This window comes from Candidatus Seongchinamella marina (genome assembly GCF_026262685.1).
Classification (GTDB): domain Bacteria; phylum Pseudomonadota; class Gammaproteobacteria; order Pseudomonadales; family Halieaceae; genus Halioglobus; species Halioglobus marinus.
In genome coordinates this window covers 127701-151293 of record NZ_SHNP01000001.1, presented here as the reverse complement: position 1 = coordinate 151293, position 23593 = coordinate 127701, and the positions used below count along the sequence as shown (strand labels likewise).

At 55.5% G+C, this 23593-nt stretch carries 24 protein-coding genes; 11 read left to right on the top strand and 13 right to left on the bottom strand.

Annotated features, from left to right (window positions below; genetic code table 11):
• Positions 1-28 precede the first annotated feature (28 nt).
• From EYC87_RS00555 to EYC87_RS00540, 4 genes are read right to left on the bottom strand one after another with little or no spacing between them, the layout of a single operon-like run.
• Positions 29-505 carry a VOC family protein gene (locus EYC87_RS00555; protein ID WP_279251139.1) on the bottom strand — a complete coding sequence of 159 codons (477 nt, stop codon included), beginning with the start codon at positions 503-505 and terminating at the stop codon, positions 29-31.
• A 14-nt stretch (positions 506-519) separates the two neighbouring features.
• Positions 520-1008 (bottom strand): VOC family protein, encoded by a 489-nt coding sequence (locus EYC87_RS00550; protein WP_279251138.1) that lies wholly within the window; start codon positions 1006-1008, stop codon positions 520-522.
• A 25-nt stretch (positions 1009-1033) separates the two neighbouring features.
• Positions 1034-2269 (bottom strand): zinc-dependent alcohol dehydrogenase, encoded by a 1236-nt coding sequence (locus EYC87_RS00545; RefSeq protein WP_279251137.1) that lies wholly within the window; start codon positions 2267-2269, stop codon positions 1034-1036.
• An 11-nt stretch (positions 2270-2280) separates the two neighbouring features.
• On the bottom strand, positions 2281-3051 hold the full coding sequence (locus tag EYC87_RS00540) for an SDR family NAD(P)-dependent oxidoreductase (RefSeq protein ID WP_279251136.1): 771 nt from the start codon (positions 3049-3051) through the stop codon (positions 2281-2283).
• Positions 3052-3342: 291 nt separating this feature from the next.
• Between EYC87_RS00540 and EYC87_RS00535 the strand changes: the two genes are divergently transcribed.
• The 6 genes from EYC87_RS00535 to EYC87_RS00510 all read left to right on the top strand — a co-directional run bounded on the left by EYC87_RS00535 (position 3343) and on the right by EYC87_RS00510 (position 10256).
• The gene (locus tag EYC87_RS00535; protein ID WP_279251135.1) at positions 3343-4257 is read left to right on the top strand and encodes a VOC family protein; all 915 of its coding nucleotides are present in this window, start codon (positions 3343-3345) and stop codon (positions 4255-4257) included.
• 7 nt (positions 4258-4264) lie between these two features.
• On the top strand, positions 4265-4756 hold the full coding sequence (locus tag EYC87_RS00530; protein WP_279251134.1) for a VOC family protein: 492 nt from the start codon (positions 4265-4267) through the stop codon (positions 4754-4756).
• A 1-nt stretch (position 4757) separates the two neighbouring features.
• Entirely contained in the window at positions 4758-5525 is a 768-nt protein-coding gene (locus EYC87_RS00525; protein WP_279251133.1) for an SDR family NAD(P)-dependent oxidoreductase, read from the top strand.
• Between the two features lie 15 nt (positions 5526-5540).
• A complete protein-coding gene (locus EYC87_RS00520; protein WP_279251132.1) occupies positions 5541-6602 on the top strand; it encodes an AraC family transcriptional regulator in 1062 nt (353 codons plus the stop codon).
• Between the two features lie 138 nt (positions 6603-6740).
• Positions 6741-8981 carry a TonB-dependent receptor gene (locus EYC87_RS00515; RefSeq protein WP_279251131.1) on the top strand — a complete coding sequence of 747 codons (2241 nt, stop codon included), beginning with the start codon at positions 6741-6743 and terminating at the stop codon, positions 8979-8981.
• Positions 8982-9074: 93 nt separating this feature from the next.
• Positions 9075-10256: an MFS transporter gene (locus EYC87_RS00510; protein WP_279251130.1), complete on the top strand. Its 1182-nt coding sequence runs from the start codon at positions 9075-9077 to the stop codon at positions 10254-10256.
• On the opposite strand, the gene EYC87_RS00505 is transcribed toward EYC87_RS00510, so the two are convergent.
• Positions 10253-11089: a response regulator transcription factor gene (locus EYC87_RS00505; RefSeq protein ID WP_279251129.1), complete on the bottom strand. Its 837-nt coding sequence runs from the start codon at positions 11087-11089 to the stop codon at positions 10253-10255. The two genes, EYC87_RS00510 and EYC87_RS00505, sit on opposite strands and share 4 nt — an antisense overlap.
• A 134-nt stretch (positions 11090-11223) precedes the next feature.
• Between EYC87_RS00505 and EYC87_RS00500 the strand changes: the two genes are divergently transcribed.
• Genes EYC87_RS00500 through EYC87_RS00490 form a run of 3 tightly spaced genes read left to right on the top strand, consistent with a single transcriptional unit; the run spans position 11224 to position 14379 of the window.
• Positions 11224-12543, top strand: a complete 1320-nt coding sequence (locus EYC87_RS00500; RefSeq protein WP_279251128.1) for a pyridoxal phosphate-dependent decarboxylase family protein — start codon at positions 11224-11226, stop codon at positions 12541-12543.
• On the top strand, positions 12536-13300 hold the full coding sequence (locus EYC87_RS00495) for an SDR family NAD(P)-dependent oxidoreductase (RefSeq protein ID WP_279251127.1): 765 nt from the start codon (positions 12536-12538) through the stop codon (positions 13298-13300). The genes EYC87_RS00500 and EYC87_RS00495 overlap by 8 nt, the downstream gene beginning before the upstream one ends.
• Positions 13301-13314: 14 nt before the next feature.
• Entirely contained in the window at positions 13315-14379 is a 1065-nt protein-coding gene (locus EYC87_RS00490; RefSeq protein ID WP_279251126.1) for an arginase family protein, read from the top strand.
• Here EYC87_RS00490 and EYC87_RS00485 read toward each other — a convergent pair.
• The 6 genes from EYC87_RS00485 to EYC87_RS00460 all read right to left on the bottom strand — a co-directional run bounded on the left by EYC87_RS00485 (position 14376) and on the right by EYC87_RS00460 (position 18883).
• A complete protein-coding gene (locus EYC87_RS00485) occupies positions 14376-15155 on the bottom strand; it encodes an SDR family NAD(P)-dependent oxidoreductase (protein ID WP_279251125.1) in 780 nt (259 codons plus the stop codon). The two genes, EYC87_RS00490 and EYC87_RS00485, sit on opposite strands and share 4 nt — an antisense overlap.
• Positions 15156-15165: 10 nt before the next feature.
• Positions 15166-15681 carry an SRPBCC family protein gene (locus EYC87_RS00480; RefSeq protein ID WP_279251124.1) on the bottom strand — a complete coding sequence of 172 codons (516 nt, stop codon included), beginning with the start codon at positions 15679-15681 and terminating at the stop codon, positions 15166-15168.
• A complete protein-coding gene (locus EYC87_RS00475; RefSeq protein WP_279251123.1) occupies positions 15671-16798 on the bottom strand; it encodes an Ldh family oxidoreductase in 1128 nt (375 codons plus the stop codon). Before EYC87_RS00475 ends, EYC87_RS00480 begins: the two co-directional genes overlap by 11 nt.
• 2 nt (positions 16799-16800) lie before the next feature.
• Positions 16801-17943 carry a hypothetical protein gene (locus EYC87_RS00470; protein ID WP_279251122.1) on the bottom strand — a complete coding sequence of 381 codons (1143 nt, stop codon included), beginning with the start codon at positions 17941-17943 and terminating at the stop codon, positions 16801-16803.
• Positions 17944-18028: 85 nt separating this feature from the next.
• Positions 18029-18193 (bottom strand): PIN domain-containing protein, encoded by a 165-nt coding sequence (locus EYC87_RS00465; protein ID WP_279251121.1) that lies wholly within the window; start codon positions 18191-18193, stop codon positions 18029-18031.
• Positions 18194-18340: 147 nt separating this feature from the next.
• The gene (locus EYC87_RS00460; protein ID WP_279251120.1) at positions 18341-18883 is read right to left on the bottom strand and encodes an HD domain-containing protein; all 543 of its coding nucleotides are present in this window, start codon (positions 18881-18883) and stop codon (positions 18341-18343) included.
• A gap of 205 nt (positions 18884-19088) precedes the next feature.
• Here EYC87_RS00460 and EYC87_RS00455 point away from each other — a divergent pair, with 205 nt between their 5' ends.
• Positions 19089-20324 (top strand): MFS transporter, encoded by a 1236-nt coding sequence (locus tag EYC87_RS00455; RefSeq protein ID WP_279251119.1) that lies wholly within the window; start codon positions 19089-19091, stop codon positions 20322-20324.
• Positions 20325-20374: 50 nt separating this feature from the next.
• Here EYC87_RS00455 and EYC87_RS00450 read toward each other — a convergent pair whose 3' ends face one another.
• On the bottom strand, positions 20375-20944 hold the full coding sequence (locus EYC87_RS00450) for an NUDIX hydrolase (RefSeq protein ID WP_279251118.1): 570 nt from the start codon (positions 20942-20944) through the stop codon (positions 20375-20377).
• 283 nt (positions 20945-21227) lie between these two features.
• Between EYC87_RS00450 and EYC87_RS00445 the strand changes: the two genes are divergently transcribed.
• Positions 21228-22523, top strand: a complete 1296-nt coding sequence (locus EYC87_RS00445) for a cytochrome P450 (RefSeq protein WP_279251117.1) — start codon at positions 21228-21230, stop codon at positions 22521-22523.
• Positions 22524-22543: 20 nt separating this feature from the next.
• Here EYC87_RS00445 and EYC87_RS00440 read toward each other — a convergent pair whose 3' ends face one another.
• Complete coding sequence (locus EYC87_RS00440; protein WP_279251116.1) at positions 22544-23455, bottom strand: bile acid:sodium symporter family protein; 912 nt, start codon at positions 23453-23455, stop codon at positions 22544-22546.
• Positions 23456-23593: the final 138 nt, after the last annotated feature.

The following is a 23593-nucleotide window of genomic DNA, read 5'->3' as shown; positions in this document are numbered from 1 at the left end:
CAATGCAGGACCGAGCCTAGCCGGGGGTTCAGATTTTGCCGTCAGGCACCAGTTCGCCGCCTTCTGCGAATTCGCAAATCAAGCCAAGCTGCTCCTGTGAATCAAACATTTTGAAACGAGTGTTCTGTAGGTCGCCCCCGGCGAGTTCGGGAATACCGGCGGACAGGAAGTCTGCCGCTGTCGCGTCCAGGTCCTTACCTTCAAACATTACGTGATGAACACCGGGACCATGGTCACGTAAAAACTCCGCGTACACGCTGTCTGAATCCAACGGTTGGATCAACTCGAGCTCGACGTTGCCTAAACGTGTCCAGGCGATGAGCGCGCGCGCCTTGATCGGCCTACCCCGATTATGAAAGTGCTCCCCCTTTCCGTTACCGGAATCCACCTTGTTCACAAACCATTCCGTGACCGCCAGGAGACGCCGATAATGGGCGACGGTGGCCTCTACATCGGCAACCACCAGGCCTATCTGCACCACGCCGCACGCGGAATCAGGACTCATAGCGCCCACCGAAATTAGTCATCTAGCTGAATGTCTATCAATTCGACAGGTATCCCAGACGGGTTTGCAGTATCGATTTTGTACATACGTGCATCTTCTGTGTCTATCGTCGATGTAACTTGCCAGCCCAGAGGTTTCAAATGCGCCAGAGCCTTGTCCATATCAGGTACAAAGAAACCTATTTCGCTCAAATGGCCAATGGGTTGGCCGACGCCGGTATCGTAGCCTATGGCTTGGTCTTTCTCGAATTGCGACAACTCTAGATACATATTATGTTCGTCCAGCCACAGGACACGAAACTCCTTTTCCTCGCTGAAGGTCTCTCCACCTGGTCGCAGGAAACCTTCCAAACCAAAGGAATCACTCAACAGCTTTTCCGTAACATCCATATCCTCGACGCGAATACATATGTGATTAAAGATCATTCTATCTTCGCGCTTACTGCGCCGTGCCTGGGCAAGGTACTTGGTCATGAGGGCACTCATGCCCGCATCTTCGCTCATATCTTCTCCCCCCGAACCATGAGTTCTAATCTACAGATGACACCAGTGCCTGGAGTTGCCGAGACATACCCGAGTGCGGACAGTTTTCCTGTGGATACAGAAATATCTTTCCCGCCTGCTTTGAAAGCGCGGCTTCAAATGCCGTTGCCCCGTCAGACATATTATATTCGTGTGTAATCAGGTGGTCGGCCATGGCCTGTACCTCACGATTGAGCAGCATTTTTAATAGTCCCTCGCGATGTTTAACGTGGACGTCATGATTGCCAGACAGGTGAACGCCACGATTATGAATTTCGTTGAGAAGATGTATCGGTAAGGGATCGTTGTTCTCGACCAGAAAACCATATAGCCAGACATTGCCAAATCGGCGGACGGCCTGCAGCGCCTTGTGCTGGTAATAGGGATAGCCAGAAGCCTCGATGACATGGTCAGCCCCTTTCAGGTCGCCAGTTATCTCGTGAATCTGTGTCAACCATTGCGGGTCATCGGGATTGACGATGTAGTCCGCTCCCATATTCTTCGCCTGCTCCATCCTGAACGGGTTACGACCAAGAACGATAACCCTGGCTCCACGGTACTTTGCGTTGATGATAGAGCCAAAACCGATAAACCCAACACCGGCCACTACGACCCAATCGTCTTTGCGCACATTCATCTCTTCAATGCCGGTATACGTGCAGCCGAGCGAGCAATTCGCCAGCGCGGCGTAACGAAAAGGTAGCTCTTCGGGTATTTTCTGGATCATGTAGTCAGGGGCAATGCGGTACTGGACGAACCCGAACCCTCCTGATTCACTGCCACAATCATTCTCAATACTCTTGAGACCACCAGGCACATCGATGGGGTTACTTACCCCAATACTCTCTAGCGCTTCGAGTTCGGACCCGGGAGCCTGCGTGCCTGCATTGGCGAATAACTCATAGGGTATTGCCATACAATGCGTTGGGCTAAGGCCCCGTTTGCAGACAAAGCATTCCTGGCAGGGATTGCCCTGGTAAATAATAACCCGGTCTCCCTCGCGAAACCTGGAGCCCGCTGCTACCTCACAAATAGTCCCAACACCCTCGTGCCCCTGATGCCCTTCATCTGAATGCCATTCCATCGTGTGATCGTTATAGACCTGGTGCTCGATACAAACCGGCGCAATCTCCACCTTGATCAGCGAGTATCCCGGCTTAATGCGTGGATACGGCAAGCTTTGCAGGGCTACCTTTTTAGGCTCAGGTATGGTCAGAACTATATTTTGCTTTTCTTGCATCATTTTTACCCCTCTTACTCACCTGCTAAGGCGGCAAACAATGGCAGCCCGAATCCGGCACTCATTCCGCCGTCAACACAAATCTCCTGCCCGGTGATAAATGTCGATGCATCGCTAGCCAGGAAATTGTAAATCCCCGTGACCTCATCCTGTCGGCCCATGCGGCCGAAAGCTGTCAATGTCCCCAGAAAGCGAGCCTCATCTCCACCGTCATCGGCCACCATCATCCCCGTGTCCGCAATCAGGGCGGGGCACACGGTGTTAACTCGAATATTGCGGGGCGCATTTTCGATAGCACTCGTGCGGGCAAGGTATGCGCCCCCTGCTTTGCTGGCGGCGTAGGCGCCGGTTCCTGCGTGCGTCAGCCCCGAGCCCGCAACAGACCCCGTATAGATCACCGATGCCCCGTCGCTCAGATGCGCGGGTGCATGCTTGAGCACATAGAAGGCACCTTTGAGATTCAGATCGATGGTCTGGTCCATTTCGCTGGAGGACAGGTCTTCGATACTGCCCTCATCGAATGCGCAACCGGCATTAATGATCAGGATATTCAACTTACCAAGCGAGGCCTCGGCCTGCGCGAGACATGCCACAATATCCGCTTCCACCGACGCATCGCAGGCCATAAAACTAGCCCCGATTTCCTCAGCGATCTTTTCACCGGATTCTCTCCGACCAGTGATCATCGCACTGGCACCGTTATTCACGAAATTAATCGCGACCGCCAGGCCTATGCCCGACGTAGCGCCAATTATAAGTGCAGATTTTCCGTCAAGAGAGTGCATGCAGGGTTCCTCAACCGACTTTGTCGCAACCAGCGCATCTGTTAATCCCCTTCGTTGTTCTCTTACAAATCAGGGGGCTGGTCGAACGGCTTGCTGTTTATTGTGTGCTGATTTTGATTTCATTGTAGGTAGACAACCAAGGTATACGAATGATATATCTGACCTAAGGCATGATATTTAATGCCGCCCTCTGTGAGGGGCCGGAAAAGCCTTACCGCTGTCCGATAAGGCCATTGCGGGTCTCTTCCATGCTCCTATTATTAGGGGACATCCGCAAGAACAAAGGCTCTAATGATGAAAACAGCTGTGGAACTCGATTACACCCTGCATCACCTGTGCATTTACGACGATAAACCACGGGACAATATGTTCCCCTATCTGCGCTGGCATCACGGCATCACCAATTACTTTTCCGGGGCGGTTTTCCACGTTACCGGCGAGGGGCATTCCGACTACACCTTCCTGGGCTGCGGCGGTCGTGCTTACCAGATCCAGATTGAAGCCCCACCCTTCCAGTTCGAGTACGAGCGCAACTGGTGGCGTGACCACGGCCATGGCTACAACCACATCTGCTGGCTCACCAGCGACGCCCGGGCCTCCATGGACCAACTGCTGGCCAACGGCGCCACCGAGGTGATGCCCTTCGAAGAATTCCCCACCTACGACGGCTTCGTGGTGCACGACCCAGAGGGGCGCTGGATAGAGATCATGGAATACACCGACGAAACCTTTCGTGTACAGGAGTTCACCCATGCGCCCTCCGGCGAGTGCGGCCTGGAAGTTGTCGGTAATGCAGAGGTGTGCCAAGACCTGGATGCCATGGTACGGTGGTATCAGCAGATCATGGACATGCGGGTACTGGAAGAATTTCGCGATGGCGACCAGGGCATGGTGGTGATGGTCGACAAAGACTACGACCCGGTGGAGCGCCGCAGCCTGTTCATCCTGCAAAGTGCCCGCCATGACTTTGAGAAAGAACATATGGCCAAGCACGGGCCGTATATTTCATCGATTATCTACCAGGCCAAAGACGTTATGCGGGCCTGGGAAGATGCACTGTGGGCCGGCATGGAAGCACTGCAGGAGCCCGCGATTGATCCGCTCACTAGCCTGCTCACCGCGCATTTGCGCGAACCCTGTGGCGGCAATGGCATCATGCTCACCGAACACTATGCGCCGGCGGTGACTCAGGCAGAGGCCGCGTGAGCGCCAAATGATTCTTGCCTTCGCCCATGCTGGTCTGGTGGTTCGTGATATCGAACGGGCGAGAGTGTTTTACGAAGAGGCCTTTGGCTTCTCGGTATTAAGCGAAGAGCAATGGCAGGATAACCCGGTGGTCGACCAGGCCATTGGGTCTTCCAACTCCGCTGCCAAAACCTACATGATGGCCGGGCACAACTGTTACCTGGAGTTGTTTGAATATACCGCGCCCGACTCAAACGCCCCAGAGCCCACCGCTCTTGGCCCGCATGACACCGGCATCCGCCATCTCGCCTTTTACGTTGACGACTGTCGCGCCGAATTTGAACGCTGCCTGGGATTAGGTGCTACAGAACTGGGCACACCACCAGCGCGCGAGACCGGGCTAAATGCGGTGTACCTGCGCGACCCCTGCGGCAACATTATCGAGTTGTGCGAAATACCCACGCCGGAAGAAAACCCCACCAGACTGCCCGGCATCTCGGCACTGAATACCGGAGACTGACATGTTCAACCTCAAGAACAAAAAAGCCTACATCACCGGCGGCTCGGGTGGCATAGGCCGCGCCGTCGCTGAGTTGATGATCGCCAATGGCGCACAGGTTGCCATCGCCGACATCAACGACCCCTCCACTGTGGCGGCAGAAATCGGCGCCATACCCCTGCAATGCGATGTGGCTGACGAGAGCAACGTGCAGCGATCGCTGGCTGACGCCGAAAAGGCGCTGGGCAAGCTGGATATCGTGGTACTCAACGCCGGCATCGGTGACGTGGGGCCAGAGATTGGCGAACTGGACCAGTCACTGCTGGAGCGCGTGACCCGCATCAACTACTGGGGCGTGCTGTACGGGATGAAGCATGCGCCGACGGTAATGGCCGATGGCGGCTCGATCATCTGCACCTCGTCGATGGCGGCATTTATCAACTTGCCCGGCGGTGCGGCCTATTCTGCAAGCAAGCGCGCCATTATCAGTCTCGCTGAAATGGCGGCTCTGGAACTGGGCCACCGCAATATTCGCGTCAACTGTGTGTGCCCGGGCTACACCGATACCGCGATGGGCAGTGGCGACGAAGGCCGCAAGATCTGCGAGGCGTTTACCGCGCTGGGCCGGGTTGCCAACGTGGATGACATCAGCGGCGTATTCCTGTTTCTAGCCTCTGACGCCAGCCGCTACATGACCGGACAGGCGCTTAAAGTGGATGGCGGTTGGGTCTGTGGCCCTACCACCAACTTACTGGAAATGGTTACCGGTGCGGCACACAGTCCAAGCTAAGGCGGCCAACTACGCATGAATAATGCCCTGAACTCAGATTTTGGCCGCGAGGCAGAAAAGAGCGCCATTGTGGCGAACTGGCTACACCGATTGCAGGAATGCCTACCTGGCGAACTGCAACAGCATTACGCCGCGGGCCTACGTTACGCCGGTTTACCCGCCAACGCTCTGGATAGTCCGCAGATACTAAGCCAGACACACCTGGACGCCACCCTGCTTAAAATTCGCCAGAACGTACCAGACATCACCCTGCACTTGTTTTCGCGAGCCGAGATTACCGACCTCGGGCTGGTGGGCTATGCGGCCATTAACAGTGGCTCGGTGGGCAGTGCTTTAAACGTGATGTTCCAGTATCACAGCCTGACTTCTGACCGTTACCAGGATACGCTAGAAGTCGAGGGCGATATCGCGCGCATCATCCCGGTACCCTTACCCGGCTACGCCGATGACCTGCAGAATATTATTGAGGACAGCTTCAGCGGCAACTGGCGCGCCCTACAATTGTTGCTGGGCCCCGATGCTGACACAGGCAGCATTACCCTGAGCCTTGCCCACGCTCAACCGGATTACGCCGACACCTACTATCAGCTCTTCGGGCCCAACTGCCACTTCGACCGTCCCATCTCCGAGTTCACCTTCCCCAGCGCCTGGTTGAAGCACCCGGTCTATCACGGCAGTGGCGCACTGTCGCAGGTGTATGCCGGCATGTGCGAGCGTGTACTGGGGCCAGGCGATGGTAACTCTGACACGGCGCAGATTGTGCGGCGACTGTTGCTCACTCGCTCTGGCCGGCACATGCCCAGGCTGGAAGAAGCCGCGGTGCAGTTGCGGATGTCACCTGGGCAATTGCGCAAGCGCCTGTACCGCGCCGGCACCACTTATAAAAAGCTGGTGCTGGAAATTCGCATGGAGTTGGCCCAGCGTTACCTGCGCGATACCACGCTGTCGGTGCAGGAAATTGCCTATTTGCTGGATTACGCCACCCCCGCCCCCTTCAGCCGGGCTTTCAAGCTGCATTGCGGCAATGCGCCGGACCATTTTCGGACGCAGATGCAAGCCAATGTCTCACAAATGTAACTTACAGGGTCAGAAATATCATTATCCATTACTGACGTTGGCCCTACACTACGTCACTAAATGTGGGTAAAGCCGAACCAACCACATGTGTGTTTTCATCACCCACTAATAAAGCCATAAAGCTATCAGGGGAAAATCATGCGTAAAACCTCACTCGCCGCCGCTATTAGTCTCGCCGTAACAACCGCAGCCAGCAGCTCATATGCCGACTCGATTATCGAAGAGGTAATCGTTACCGCGCAGAAGCGTGAACAGGCCATCACTGACGTGGCATTGTCTGTCACTGCCGTCAGCGGAGAAGTCGCTCGCACTATGGGCATTGAAGACACCCGCGACGTGGCCATGCTGGCCACCAACGTGGACATCAAAGGTGCCGGCCTGGCCGACGCCAACCCGGCGATCACCGTGCGCGGTATCGGCATGAACAACTTTAACGCCAATAACAACCCGTCTGTCGGTGTCTATCTCGATGAGGTTTTTCTGGCCTCCCCCGCCATGATCAACCTGTCTATGCTGGACGTGGGCCGCATTGAGGTGCTGAAGGGACCTCAGGGCACACTCTACGGCCGGAATGCCACCGGCGGCGCACTGAACATTATCAGCGCCAAGCCCACACAAGACCTTGAAGGCTTCGCCTCGCTGACATTGGGCGACTACGACACGGCCAAGTTTGAAGGTGCCGTTAGTGGCGGCCTGACCGACAGCCTGTCTGGCCGGGTCAGTATTTTGTGGGACTCGCAGGGCGAGAGCTACCACGAGTACTTCAAAGACAGCGGCGGCAAGGACGACTTTGGCGACTCTGACACCAGCGCCATCCGCGCGCAGTTGGCGGGTGATCACGACCAGCTGACCTGGAACCTGTCGGCCAGCTACCTCGACCAGGACGTGGTCAACAGCCCATTCACCTCGCTGGGCGGTTATTGGAACTCCCCAGACGAAGTGTTCGTGACACCCTGCCAGGGCAACTTCGCAAATTGCGTCAACACACTTGGCCTGGATGTGTCCGACCGTGATGGCGACCCGTTCACCCATGTCTTCCAGAACTCACGCGTGGATGAGATGCGTATCGAATCTGACGTAAGCTCACTGAATCTGAAAGTCGGTTACGACTTTGGCGGCATGTCACTCACCTCGATCACCGGTTGGGTGCAGCAGGACAGGGACTTTGGTGAGAACATCTGGTCATCCCCGCTGGAAGCCTTCGCGGTACTGCATGAAGAAGAGATGGAGCAGTTCTCGCAGGAATTGCGCCTGGCTGGCGGTGAAGACATTCGCTGGATGGTAGGCGGCCTGTACTGGAACGACACCTTTGAGTCTGACAACGTGGCCAACTCAGCGGATATCCTCGGCCTACTGGCTGGCGTCAATCCAGTGTTCTGGAATAACGATCAGGAAACCGATGCCTACGCACTGTTCGCCAGCGTCGACTGGGACCTGGGTGACCGCTGGATGTTGACCACCGGCATTCGCTACTCGGATGAAGAGACCGACTTTGTAGGTGGTACAGACGGCACTATCGCCGACTCTGCCGCCTTTGACGGCTTTGTTGGCGAGGAACTGGGGCTGCCGAATGGCATTACCATTCCTTTCACCTTCACCGACGACAGCATTGCGGACGATAACGTCTCCTACCGCGTGGCATTGGAGTTCAGGCCAACTGACGACTGGCTGACTTATGGTTCTGTTACCACCGGCTTCAAATCTGGCGGTTTCTTTGGTGACTTTACCTTCGACAACTTCGAACTGCTGCCTTTCGACTCAGAAGAAGTCACGGCGTATGAGCTTGGCTCAAAGTCTACCCACGCCGACGGACGCGTGCAGCTGAACGCGGCGGTTTTCTTCTACGAGTATGAAGACATCCAGACCTTTGTACCCTCGGCTATCGGCTTCCGTCTGACCAACCTCGAAGAGGCCGACATCTACGGGGCCGAGATCGAGTTGCTAGCATCACCAACGGATGGTCTGGATATTCGCCTAGGCGCCAGCTATCTGGACACCGAGGTGAGCAGCAGGGTTCCCGGTTTTGACGGCAACGAACTGCCCAACTCACCCGAGATGCAGTTCACCTACACGCTGCGCTACGAGCTACCTCTGGGCGACACCCTCGCCATGGCGTTGCAGGCTGACGGCAAATACTCCGATGAGGCCTACCGTGAATCCTCCAACAACCCCTGGCTGGTGACAGACTCTTACGGTGTACTCAATCTACGGGGGTCGCTGCTGAGCACCGACGGCAACTGGGAAGTGGCGGTGTGGGGCCGCAACATTACCGATGAGGAATACGAACAGGAGCGTTTTGCGTCGGATATCATTGGCCAGGTTGTTGCCCTGCAAGGCAATCCGCGCACCTATGGGGTCACCCTGAACTACTCGTTCTAGGCGCGCTGCTGACACACAAAACCGCCGTCCTGTGGATGGCGGCTTTTTTATTTGTGGCACACTACGCCTTCACGGCTGGAGATAAAAACTACAATGAGCGAAGCGCAGCACACCGAACCAGCCACCACCCGCAACGCGATTGTTGCGGCCATTATAATTTCGGCACTGGGGGCAATTTTTTACAATGTGCTGCCGCTTTACCTTGGCACTGCGCAAGACAGCAAGGCGTTGTCTAACAGCCAGCTGGGGTTGATCAGCACCGCGTTTTTTGTCGGCTATAACCTGGTCACCCTGTCGGCATTTTACTGGATTCGTGCCTTAAGCTGGCGACTGATCACCTTCCTGGCACTGCCCTTGGGGGGCGCCTGCCTTTACGCCAGCACCCTGACAGACAGTTATGCCTTGCTACTGGGTTTGACCACGTTGGCTGGCGGTGCCTTTGCCGTGGTATATGGCATTGGCACAACAATCATCAGCGACACCGATAACCCCGCGCGCTGGTACGGCCTGAAAATTGCCGCTGAGGCCGGGCTGGGCGCGGTATTACTGGTGATTTTGCCCGGTACGCTGGTGGCGCAATACGGCTTTGATGGAATGATCTGGGGGATCCTGATCACCCTGGCTGCGCTGAGCCCTGTGTTGTTAATCCTGCCTCGCTCAGGCCGCACGGTCACACAACCTTCCGCCGACCCGGTGGCCGGCATTACCAGCGATGGTGCCAACAGTGCTATCTGGTTTGCCTTGCTGGCAACCCTGGCCTTCTTCACTGGCACCTCGGCGGTGTGGGCCTTTATGGAACGGCTTGGCAATGCCTATGGCTTTGACGCCGAGGCCATCGGTACGCTGTTGGCATTGACCCTAATATTTGCAGCGTCCGGCTCACTGGCAGTGGCGGCTATCGGGCGCTTGTTCGGCAACTTTTACCCCTTCATTTTCTCGGTGGGCTCTATCTTTGCGTCGCTGGTGATCCTGAATATACCGGGAGACTTTACGCTGTTTGCAGCGGGCTGCTGCTTATTTTCGATTGGTTTTGGTGCCGGCCTACCGCTCATTGTGGCTGAGGTTGCGGAACTCGACCACGACGGACGCTACACTGTACTCAGTGTACCTGCAGTAGGATTGGGCGCGATGATCGGGCCAGCTATCGCCGGCTTTCTGTTCACTGAAAATACTGCCCAACCCGTGATCATCGCCACGGCTGCCGCCATGAGCGCTGCCGCTCTCTTCGCCGGCCTCGCTTACGTCGGCGGCAAACGGGCCGCAAGAAAGACTTAAGGCCGCTGGGTAATTTCGAAGTAATGCGTTAATGGATCGATATCGGCATCGAAAGGCACCAGGGAAATTGCCTCAAGAAACAGTGAGAACAATTCAGCCTGTGACGAAATATTTAGCTTGGTGTGAAATCGCTTATTGAACACCTTTACGGTGTCTACACTGATATCCAACAACTGCGCAATTCCTTTATTGGAGTGACCCTTTAATATCAGCTGAATCACTTCGCACTCGCGCTTGCTCAAGTGATCGCGACCAAAGTTCCGAAAGGCTTTATCCAGGGGGGCTGAGAAAGTAATTTCGCCTTCGCCTGCCGACTGCTGTTTTCGGCACAACGTTGCCAATACAGGGAGGGTAAGCTTTAACGTATCGATATTGGCAGCCGACACCGTTCCTTCATCGCGACGCCCCAACGACACCAGAATTGCGTGATCCTTATCCAGGTTTACTAACAGTGCACACTCGTCCTTAAGCCCCGTGTTGGAATAAAAGTTATGAGCATATTCGGTTTCAAAAAAGAAATCGGGAGCCACATCGACCAATGGATAGACACCGTCGGGGGCATTATCGACAAACAGCTGGTAAAAGGGATCCAGCAAGTAGGCGCCCTCAAACCAGGGCGGCATCGTCTGTTTGGCAAATTCCTCTGGCACGTCGTCATAGAGATGAACGGGGCGATGTTCGCTGCTAAACCACACGATCAAGACGCTGTCATAACCGCTGAGATATTCACACCCGCGAGAGAAGTTTTGATAAAACTCCTCTTGGGCAAGACTGTTAATGATGTTTGCCAGCAAGCCCTGCCAATGGGCACTGGCAAGTTCCGCCTGAGACAACGGGAATACCTCGCTTAGGTGTAGAGTTACTGTACCCACTCGGGGTGATGGCCGTCAATCTGCAGCGACAATAGGCTATATTGCATCATGGGATAAATGATTCTATTCCCCAACAACCAGCGAGGGAGCGATCCGTGAGCGATTTTCACACACTGCCCGACAGCGGCCAAAGCAGCGACACCGTACTTGCCAAGGTACGCGAGTTGCGTGCCGCCATGACACCCAGTGAACGCGGCAAACTCAGCAGCACCGCCTTTCAGGGTCGTGACGAGATGGGCAAACTGGTGTACGAATCATTCATGGAGTTCCTGGGCTGGAATGGCCTGTTTACGTTTCAGGAACCTGCCGCGGCACAGATGGAGAATGACGTACTCGATATCTGTATCGATCTGGCCGGGGGTGGTGAGCAAGGGCGCGCCAACTTCACCTCTGGCGGCACGGAAAGTAATTTTTGCGGCCTGCATGCTATGCGAGCATGGGCTAGAAAGCACAGACCCGAGATCACCGAGCCCGAAATTGTGGCGCCCTACTCCACCCACTCAACGGTTCACAAAACCGCTCGATACCTGGACCTTAAGGTCGTTACCATCGATCAAAAACCTGACCTGACAGCCGACATCGAGGCTTTGGCGGCAACAATCGGCCCCAACACTATCGGCATAGTGGCCTCGGCTCCTAACTGGCCTTACGGCCATGTAGACCCCATCACCGAGATGGGTGAACTGGCGATTGCCAAAAATCTGTGGCTGCACGTGGATGCCTGTGTTGGCGCCTACATTTTGCCTTTCATGCGCGAACTTGGTGAAGACATTCCACCCTATGACCTGTCGGTGCCAGGCGTAAGGTCTATGTCAGCTGACCTTCACAAGTACGGCTATGCTCCCAAGCCCTGCTCGACGGTGCTGTGGCGTTCCCAGGAAGAGCAGAGCTATCACTACATGCCAATTACCGAGTGGGCGTGTGGGCTGTACCTGTCACAAAGCTTTATCGGCAGCAGGCCCATGGGCCCCGTCGCCGGGATATGGGCCCTGATGCATCATTGGGGCAGAGACGGCTATCTGGAAAATGCCCGCAACCTGCTGCATGTAAAAAGTACAATCAGCGCCGCCTGCGAACGCATCGAAGGCCTGCGCACCTGGCCTACCCACGGGCCGCTGATGATGATTGCCTCCGACGGCTTTAATATCCAATTGGTAGTGGGTGGCATGGAGGCAAAAGGCTGGCGTTTGTTGGGTGTTAATAATCCGCCAGCGATTCACCTGACCATAGATGTGATGGAAGCAGTAGACCTGCAACGTTTTGTTGATGACCTGGACGATGTATGCCAGCGCATACGCAGTGGCGAACTGAAAGAGGAAGGCCTGCTCAGCTATGGCGGCGTTGGTGCGGAAGAAGATGCACCCAAGTGGCTGCTAAGTGCGGTTGAGATTATGGAGAAACAAGCTGGTGGCTAATTTGCTGCAAGATAAAGTCGCACTTGTTACCGGCGCCGGACACCCCCGCGGCATTGGCCGGGCGATTCTCAATGCCTTGATCGCCGAAGGTGCGACCGTGATTGGCTGCGACTTGCTAGGCGCCGAGGGCTTGTCGGATATTGACGGCCTAGCCTGCGACGTGACCGACAAGACCATGGTAAAAGCCATGGTGGAAACCATGATTTCACGCCACGGGCAGCTGGACATTGTGGTCAACAATGCCGGCGTTGGCCTTGGCTCGGCAGACTTTCTGGAGCTTACCGACACCGATTGGGATGTGAGCCTGGCAGTGAACCTGCGCGGCATGGTGAACGTGTGCGAGGCCGTCATTCCGCACATGCAAGCCCGCGGTGGCAGCATCATCAACGTGGCCTCACTGGCAGGCACCGGTGCACTACCCGCAATTCCGGCCTGTTACACCGCCAGTAAATTTGCCGCCGTAGGCCTGACCAAACAACTGGCACTGCAGTATGCGCCGGATAACATTCGCGTGAATGCGCTTTGCCCGGGTTCAGTAATTACCCAAATGCATGAACAGACCATGGCGCTGATCGCAAAAGCCGAGGGTATTAACATGGCAGAAGCGCAGTCGCTGGAAGAAAGCCAAATCCCCTTGGGCCGTTCTGCGCAGCCAGAGGAAGTTGGCAAGGCGGCGGTGTATTTCGCCAGCGAGCTGTCGGGATACGTCACCGGCACAACGCTGCCCGTTGCCGGCGGCATGGCGCCAGGACTGTAAAGAGGATTCAGCAGATGGCCAAGCTCACCGAACAACAACTGGCAAAGTATCGGGCAATGGACCGACCCGCATTCGATTTTGCCGAGCCAGGGGTGACCGTGTTTTTTGAGCGCGCCGCCGAACAGGGTTACAACCTGGACACCACCGGGTTCCTGCAACACCCCGGTTTTTTCCAGGCGCCGCACCGACGATCCGGCGAAGGCGTGGACATTGCCATGGTTGGCAGCCCACTGGATTTAGGCGCCATCGGCTTGGCTGGGACACGGCATGGACCGCAAGCCGTGCGCGAATGGAGCCGCAACTACGGCCCCATCAATGACAGCACAGGGCAGATTCCCTTCGAGCAGTGCAGCGTAATTGATTTTGGCGACGTGGAATGGTCCGCAACCGATTTACAAACACGGCTGAATGACATCTACCAGGTGTTCGCGGCACTGGGCCAGGCCGGCTGCGCCACCCTCAACTGCGGTGGCGAACACACCACCACCTTTGGCTGCCTGAAAGGCTTGAGCGAGGCGCACGACGACAGCTTTGGGGTGATACACATCGACGCCCACTGCGACACCATGGCCAGTTGGGGTGGTGACGTGGTGAACGACGGCTCCATCTTCCGCCAGGCCGTGCTCAATGGCTTCATCGACCCGGAGCGCACCGTGCAAATTGGTATACGCGGCCGCTCCAATTTTCTGTGGGAGTTCTCTCACGACAGCGGCATGACGGTGATCACCGCCGATGAAGTGTTTGAAAAAGGCACCGCCTACGTGATCGACAAGGCCCGCGAGGTTGTAGGCAAAGACAAAACCTATTTCTCGCTGGACGTGGACGGGCTGGACAGCAACTACATGATGGGTACCACCGGCCCAGAACCTTTTGGGCTAAACCCCAGACAGGTGCGCGACATCATTCTGGGCGCGCGCGGGCTGAACATTATCGGTGCGGATATGGTGGAAATGAACCCCAACCGCGACAGCGACGGCAAGAGCGGCCATCTCGCCGCTGCCCTGTTCTTTGAACTGCTGTGTTTACTAGCGGATGTTAGAAGCGAACAGCAAAGCTGCGGTGCAACCCACTGGACTTAGCCACCGCTGGTGAGCTCCTGGCTGATCATATCCAATTGCACATTGGTGAAACCCAGCGACATTCCGCCGTCGACATTGATCACTTGCCCATTCATGTAACTGGCATCGTCTGAGGCCAGAAAATGAAACACCGCCGCAACTTCTTCCGGCTCGGCAATACGCTGCGCCGCAGTGGCGTTGTAACTCATCTTTTCAAACAGTTCGATATCGTCTTGCGCCAGCGGCGTGCGAATAAACGAGGGCGCAACAGCATTCACCCGAATCTTGCGGGGGGCCAGCTCAAGCGCTGACATTTGGGTGAGGTTGATCACCGCGGCCTTGGTGGCGGAGTAAGGGCCGGACCCGGGGAACATCAGCGTGGCGCCAAGCGACGCGGTATTGATAATAGCGCCGCCGTCGCGGATGTGTGCTGGCCCATGCTTAAGGCCGTGATAAACACCCAGTGTATTAATCTCCAACAACTTGCGCGTGAGCGCCTCGTCGCTGTCTTCTATGGTGACACCGTCGGCACCGTTGATACCGGCGTTGTTAATGAGAATATCGAGCTTGCCTTCCTGCTCACAGTTCTGCGCAAGGGCTGATAGCACCGCTGCGCTGTCGCTCACATCCAGGTGCACAAAGGTACCGCCCAGCTCTGTTGCCACAGCTTGCCCATCTTGCATATCGGCGATGACCACGCGGGCACCCGCCTCGGCAAAGCGCCGCGCCACGGCCAGACCAATGCCACTGGCACCACCGGTGATGAAGGCGCGCTTACCGCTTAAGTCAAAAAACATGGGCTGCTCCCTAAAAATAGCTATCAACGGTGCAAGAGGTACCGCCAATCAACTCGCACAGTTTGTTCATGCTGGCCTCGTTAATCGCGGGCAGCATCACCGGTAAGATGCGCTGGAAATGTTCGCCTTCAATCACGTCGCTGTAGATTTTCCAACTCATGGTGCCGGTACCGGCGCCCTCTTCCGTTACCTCAATGCAGGCCACGTAATCCTTGATGGGAAAGTCATCGCCCTTGGCCAGATAAACATAGCGATGCGGTGGATCCCAGTGCAGGATCTCTTCGAACACATCGCCAAAAAACGTGAACTCCACATTGAAGCTCTGCTCTTCACTCTCTACTTGCGGGTGCATCTTTACCTGCTTGGCCAGCAGGTACCAATCGATGATGCGCTCGGGGTCGCCCATAATGTCGAACACTTCGTCGGCGCTTTTGCCCTCATAAGTAATACGAGCATCCATGCGCAGGGTGGCGCTGGTAAACGCGCTGATGTCGAACACCTCAGCGGAAGAAGGATTACTGCTCATTCTTGAACGCCTCGCGCAGCCCACTTTCGGTGAGGCCATATTTGACGGCGATGTTGTCGAAGAATGGTGCCCAGTGATTTTCCAGTACCTCTACGGTGGGTTCATTCTGCGTGAGTGAGCGATAACCGGATTCACCGGGAATACGCACGCGATGCCCGGGCCGCGGTTTGGCGTTGCGCACCTTGTTAATGAATTTGTCGGATCGTTCCTGCACTGCCGCTAACGGGCCAAAACGTGATGGGTCTATGCACATAAAGTAACTGCCACCGACACTGGGCGCCGCATTACCGGCGGCGAAGTCCTCGATAGTGGGCAACTCGGTGCTGGGTTTACCCAGAGGGTTGATGATGGAACACATGCCCTCGTTCCACAGGTTCAGTGCATAGGTGCGCGGTGTTTCGATCTGCCCGGCGCAGGTGGCGTCCCACACTCGCCCGTAGCCGGGGATGGGCTTGGCGTAGGGTTTGGCGTTATCGGTAAGTTCACCAGACTCCGGGTCTATCAACCACTTGCCCTTCATAGGCTTATCTTGCAGCACCGCTTCTGAAATATCGGCGTCGTACCACTCGGCAAACTTAAGGCTGGCCCAAATAGGCGGCTCTTTGCCGCTGGGAATGATTGCGTCGAAGGGTGGGCACGACAGCATGTTCTCCATGGCGCCAAAGGGTGCCGCCAATGGCACGGTGTTGTTGGATGCGATACCGACCATGCCCTGCTCGTAGGCCATGTGAACGTAACTAGCGAAACTGCCGCCGTCGTTATGGTTGCCGCCAAACGCAATAGCAATGCCATATTCCCGCGCTTTCTCGATGGCCGCTTTAGCCATGAGCGTAAGCGTGTAGTAGCCGCTGGAGCCTTTGCCATCGAAGACAGCAAAGGCCGGACCCTCGTCTACCAGCTCTGGCACTGCAAAAGGGTCCAACACACCAATTTCAAGCACCAGATCTATTGCCTCATACACACCCAGCCCCTGATTAAGTTTGCCCTGACGGTGAGCGAAGACAATAGCATCGGCAATATAGCCCGCGTGCTCCTCGCTCATGCCGGCGCCCTGCGCCACCTGCGATAAACTGAAATGCAAAAACTCGGGGTTTTCGGTGCGTACCTGCTCTGCCATGCCTACTCCTGATTTTCTGGTTCAGTGGCCGCCTCAGCGACCACAACAATCAATATCCCACCCAGCAAGATGCAGGCGCCCATCACCATAAGCACCGGGCCACCGGCGTCTTTGATCATGCCAAACAGCGCCGGGCCGGTGGCGGCACCTACCGCCAATGAAAAAGCCATCAAACCAGCTATTTTTCCGCTGGTATCGGCAGCCGCGATCACTGCCATTACATAGGACACGGCAAAGTAATAGGCCAGCGGCAGGGTAAACAGCACCAGCGCATAGCGGAACTGATCGACGCCGCTGGCCAATACACCAACAGCTACCAAGGCCAGCAGCGTGCCAAACACAATGGGCAGCACCCGGCCGAGGCGGTCGGCCAATACAGCGGCAGCCAGAGGCCCAAGACCCGAGGTGATCAAACCGACTGCCAACCACAGATTGGTGAAATCGGGAGCGAAGCCCTGTTCTACCGCGATGCGCTCAAAGAAAACCCACAAGCCACCAAATCCGGCAAAATTAATGGCAAGGGCAAGCAAGCCCAGGTATCCCCAAACAGCATGGCCTGAAGCTGCGGCTATGGCATTGTCGGCACGTGAGCTGGAGGCCGGCATGGCAAGGCTAGCAAGAAAACACACAACCACCGTGGCGGCGGCTAATAACAGTATGGAAGAAAGGCCAGCGCCCAAACCCAGCAAGGGGATCAGCAACAGCAGGGAAGCTGGCACAAGCTGCTCGGCGGTAAGCTTGAGGGCGTAGGTTCTGTCCGTATTCTGTGTATCTGAAGCCAGCGTGAGGCTGATGGGGAATAAAATGCCGGCGCCTATGCCCGCCACCGCCATACCCACGATTGCCTGCTCGTAGGAGGCAGATAACACCGCCAGGGCTATGCCCACCAGCAGCACCGCATAGGCACCAAAGGCGGCGTGACGCCAATTCAGGCGGCGAACCCAGGTGGGCGAGGTAAGCGCCAACAGCGCGTAGATCACGAAATAGGCGGTGGCGACCAACCCACTCTGGGTGTCGGACAGCGCAAACCGGCTGGCCATGCCCCCAACGACCAAGGGCATTATCGCAAACAGCAAAATGGCGGCGGTGCCCAGGGCGGCCACCGAGACGATAACGGGCCTGGAATCCTGCTTATTGTTATTCATGGGATCAGTGTAGGCGCTCACAGGGGAATGGCGACATACCCCCTAGTGGGAACAAGATTGGCCGGGCGCTGCAGCCTGCCGATCGTCAAACCAAGGGGTTAGCCGTGCTTATCCCATAGGCGCTTATCCGCTGGTCCTGCGAGAACAGCAAAAGCCCCTCCATCTGTGCCTGTGCAACCAGCATGCGATCGAAGGGGTCGCGGTGGTGGGCAGGCAACCCGCTGGCCTGCTCGGCATGGTAAACAGACACTGGCAAAACGTCATCCCAATCCTGCCGGCGCCGTCCGGCACAGATACGGCATCAATTTCTAGTGGGTGGTCCTGACTGGTTTTCATCTGTCGTCCCTGACACATAAAGAGCGCGACTAACGAATGAGCCGCGCCTACTGTGGCCTATTTAAAGCATCTTGATAGGCGAGGTAAACAATTGCTTTAGTAGCGGTTCAAACGACTCCAGGCTGTCTACTTCAAAGTCGGGATCGAATGCTGGCGCGTCCCAGGTATCAACCAACTTTACGGCAAGGTCGTACCAGCTTTCATCGGTAAAACTATCACGGCCATTAGGGTCAGCCCCTAAATACTCAAAGTAAAACTTACCCTGGAACGCCTGGTGATTATAAATAGCGTGATAAGCGTCGTCGCTAATATAGGGGCGCATCAGCTCGGCTGCAATGGGGCCGTGATTCGGCACATTAATCGCCTTGCCAACATCGTGGAGTAAGGCAATAGCCACTTCTTCGTCGCTCGCGCCAGAGCGGCGTGCCAGGGTGCCTGTCATTAAACTGTGCTGCAGTTGGTTGCAAGCAAAGCCTAGTGTGATGTCTTCAAGACTACGCAGCATGCCCATGAGCGTATCTGGAGTCTTGCCAAAATGCTCCATGTGGGCAGCGCCAATCACTGACCAGTCTTCAGCAGTGCCTTCTTGCATTTTTGTGAACATTATTTCCACCTATCTGGATTTATTACGTCGGTATGCGCCGCTTCACTAGGCCTGAAACCTGCCTCAAACTATAGTCTATCTGCGCCCGTATTTCTCGCAAGATTTGCTGTTTGCAGCAGTGAGCACGCCGTAGCTACCAGTCGCCACAACTGTTCAGCCTGGATTTACATCTTGACCTTTACCAGAAGCTCTATACGGTGGCCACATGCTTACATCCTCCGAGGACAAGGGCGCGTCAGGATCACACCGTTCAGCGTTTGCTTCAACCGAATTTCGTCGCTACTTTCCCGCCGCCATATTTTCCACTCTGGGCAGCTGGATTCTACGCTTCTTATTAGGATGGAGCGCCTGGGACCTAACCCAATCAGCCACTTGGGTGGGAATTGTGGCCGGGCTCTTGCTCGCACCTGCACTGGTACTGTCGCCGCTTTTTGGCATTGTCTCCGACCGTATAAACCCTCGCAATGGCCTGCTGATTACCCTGGGCCTGCACGCCGCACTGGCAGGCATAGCGGGGCTGGCAGTAGTGAGCGGATTGTTTGCTCTCCCTGTGCTACTCGCACTATCCGTCGCCCTTGGAATAGCCAGTTCGGCCCAAACTCCCGTGCGGCTGGCCCTGATTCCATCGCTGGTACCCCGCATATCGCTGCCCAGCGCCATCGGTTATTCCGCGATTACTTTTAACACGTCGCGAATCCTTGGGCCGGCACTAGGTGCTTCGCTGATTCAATGGAGTTCTCCCGCAGCGGCCTACTTCTGCGCAACAGGGCTCATGGCCTGCGGTCTACCGTTTCTGCTAGGCGTCTCAGGGCGTCAACCAGACGCTGTGTCGGCCTCGAAGTCTGGCTTTTTTGAACAGCTTCGCGACGGGTTTCGCTATACGCGCACGCACCTCAGCATTCGTCTGATATTCGGCTTCACCCTGATTAACGCTCTACTGGGCAGAACGGTCATGGAGCTACTGCCAGCGCTCTCGGGCGTGCTATTGCGAGGCGATTCCTCCACGTTGGCAACGCTCACCGCTGCCGCCGGGGCGGGTTCCATACTCGGGGGCGCGGTGGTTAGCCGCCAGGGAAGTGAAGAATCGCGGCTTGTGTCATTAATGCTTGCCTGTCTAGCAGCAGGCGCTCTTCTAGTGACGGCTTTGGGATGGACAAGCCAGCTTATCAGCTTCGCCTGCCTCATTGGCCTGCTGAGTACGGCAACCACCATTGTCGGCACCAGTAGCCAGGCGCTCGCACAACTGCAGGTAGATGACGAGTATCGTGGTCGTGTGCTCAGCCTGTGGACCATGCTGGCAATGGGGGCGCCTGCCGTAGGCGCTATGTCGTTGGGAATGCTCGCCGACCAGTTCGCGTTCCCGCTGGTATTGCCCGCTTTCTCACTGTTGGCGCTGGTCGCTTTGGTGTACCTGAACCGGCATCGAGTACGACAACCCTAGCGCGGGGTTAAGCTTCGTTGTGCACTGCCTATCCGGCCCTGGTTTACACGTCACGCTCTTTCTTCCCACCACGAATCGCCCTGCCGCCATCCGTCGAGAAACCGCCAAAGGGTTGCACACACCAGTGCGTGATCGATAGTGCCGTCCAGTAACAGCGGCCTCAGACGCTCCATCGGTATAAGCTCTACCTCGGTCTTTTCAGTTTCACTGGCATGGTCGATCCGCGGGCCCTCGGCCACCCGACCAATAAACGTGTGCAAACTGTTATTGAACAGGGCCGGATTAGGGTTGAGTACACCCAGGCAGTTCACCGCGTTCGCCACATAACCGGTCTCTTCCTTGCATTCACGCATTGCTGCCTGTGCAGGTTCCTCGCCAGCATCCACCATGCCCCCGGGTATCTCCAGCGTGACATCCTGGCTGCCATGACGGTACTGACGGATCATGACGACTTCATTCTCTTCAGTGATAGGTACCATATTGACCCACGCCGCGCAGTCTATGGAAATAAAGTGGTGCGCTTTGCCCGTGTAAGGGGATACATCGGTTGCCTCGCAGAGATCCAGAATGCGCGTTTTTTGCAGAAGCGCGATGTGCTCTCGTTGCCATACCTCTATCATCAATCGGTCCCTTTCTTAAAGCGGCGAAAAAATACTTTTCCTGGTTGTGCATGATGCCTGTTAATAAACACTACGCCCCAGAGCCGGTGCTGGATCCGATTTCGGAGTATTTAATCGTCTGATGCAATCAACGACTTAAATATCTCAAATCGGAGCTTTGACCCTATTGAACTCGCGGCGCTCGATGGCATGTCGGGCCCATTCTTGGCCACATTTAACCCTTGGGGCTTCGCAAGCGATCTCCTAGACTAGGTATACTTAAAAGTAAGCAAAGCAGAGAACCATGCCCGAAGTCGCACTAGACCATAGCCAAGACAAACTTCAGCAAGACCGGATTGAAAATTACGACGCGACCGTCGTTGATAAAGATCCTTATGATGTCGATATCGCGGACTTCAACATGATCAATCCGCACCTGTTTTCGAGCAACACGCTGTGGCCATGGTTTAAACGCCTGCGCGAAGAGGAACCTGTGCATTACTGCCGTGATAGCGTATTCGGGCCTTATTGGTCAGTCACCAGTTACGACGACATCATGAAAGTCGATACCTCACATGACATTTTTTCTTCCGAGCCCAATATTACTGTGGGTGACCTGCAAGAAGACTTTCCTTTGGCGACCTTTATCGCAATGGATCGCCCCAAGCACGACGAGCAGCGGGCGGTAGTCAACCCTGCAGTACGTGGTAAGCAGTTGCGTGATTTTGAACCTCTCATTAGAGAACGTACACAGCGAGTGCTGGACTCACTGCCAGTCGGTGAAGAGTTCAACTGGGTTGAAAGGGTATCAATTGAACTAACAACCTGCATGCTCGCAACTTTGTTTGATTTCCCTTTTGAAGATCGCGCAAAGTTAACTCGCTGGTCAGATGTGACATTCGCCATTCCGGGGTTGGGTGTCGTGGATAGCGAAGAGCAGCGACGCGAGGAATTACTGGAGTGTCTGGCTGCGTTCACCGAGTTATGGAATCAGCGCGTAAACGAGGAGCCCAGGGGTGATTTTATCTCGTTGTTAGCCCACGGTTCTGCAACGCAGGAAATGGATCCCTTTGAGTACCTGGGCAATATATTGCTGCTCATCATTGGCGGCAACGACACGACGCGTAATTCTATGAGTGGCAGCGTGTTGTGCCAGAACCTGTATCCCGGACAGTTCGACAAACTCAAAGCACAGCCTGAGTTAATTCCCAGCATGGTCTCTGAAACCATCCGTTGGCAGACACCACTGGCCTACATGCGTCGCACAGCCAACCAAGACACTACTCTTGGCGATAAGCAGATCAAGAAAGGTGACAAGGTTCTCATGTGGTACGTGTCTGGCAACCGCGACGAATCGCACTTCGAGAATCCCGATGACTACATTATTGACAGGCCCAACGTGCGCAGTCATCTCTCCTTTGGATTTGGAATTCACCGCTGCATGGGCAATGCTGTCGGCGAAATGCAACTGCGTGTTCTCTGGGAGGAAATTCTTCAGCGCTTCGACCGCGTAGAAGTGGTTGGTGATGTTGAGCGCGTTCCCTCTTCATTTGTGAAAGGCTACTCCTCCCTGCCCGTCATACTGCATCCTAAAAAGTAACAGTCGCCGATACGATCGCATCAGCTCTCGTCCCGCTCTTGAGCGGCGATTGCTGCCTGACTATAAATTCTAATGAGTATCGGCGCGATGAGTAATTGCAAGCCGCCATACAGGAGCACGGTAAACAAAATCGTATCCCCCAACTGAGCCGTTGCTCCTGCCGCAGCAGGAAACATCGAAGCCTTGAGCATTACAGCCAGGTTGGTATTGCGTACAACCACCTCAAACTCTATCGCCACCGCATCTTTTCTGGACAATCGAAACAAGCGCGGCGTTAACCAACCGGTAACAAACAGCACTAACGTGAAAACGATCACTCGCAACACGTTCTCGATGCCGAATGCAGTTAAGTCCAGCCGCCCGGCACTGAGGGAACCCACTACGATCAAAAGAATTCCAAATAACGATGCACGAATACACCATTTAGAGAACACAGCAGCGGGTGCGGGATACAAATGCAGGCACAGCATGCCGAGACCCAGAGGTAACAGCAGTATCAGGCCGATTTCCGTCACAATCTGGGCAACAGGCATACTAAAACCGGCGGGCAGACTATCACTGATAAGGAGGGAGAGAATCGCCGGTGTGGTCACCAGGCAGGCCAGTGTGGTTAAGGCGGTAATAGCAATCGAAAGTGCACTATTACCTCGCGCAAAAAATGTAAATATATTGGAAGTAGTACCCCCGGGAATAGCCGCGATCAACGCAATACCAATAGCAATGCCGCCCTCAAGCCCAAGACCCTGCAAACAAAGAAACGCTGCCGTAGGCACCGCCAGCAGCTGAACCAGAAGACCCAGGGTCACCGGTTTTGGCTCACGTATAACGTCGCCAAAATCACCAGCAGTCAATGTTGCACCCATACCGAACATCGCCATCATCAGCTGAAAAACGGCAACCCAGTACTCGTACTCTACGTAAAAATCGCCCATGAATTATGAGTCCTATTCTGTTCTCGGCTGCGGGCAAAATGACCATCAGCAGCGTTATCTGCAAAGAATATCGCAGCTTTACTGAAAATAATGTCGGGAGAAAATCTATATCATTTATAAGTATTCATTGACGCGCGC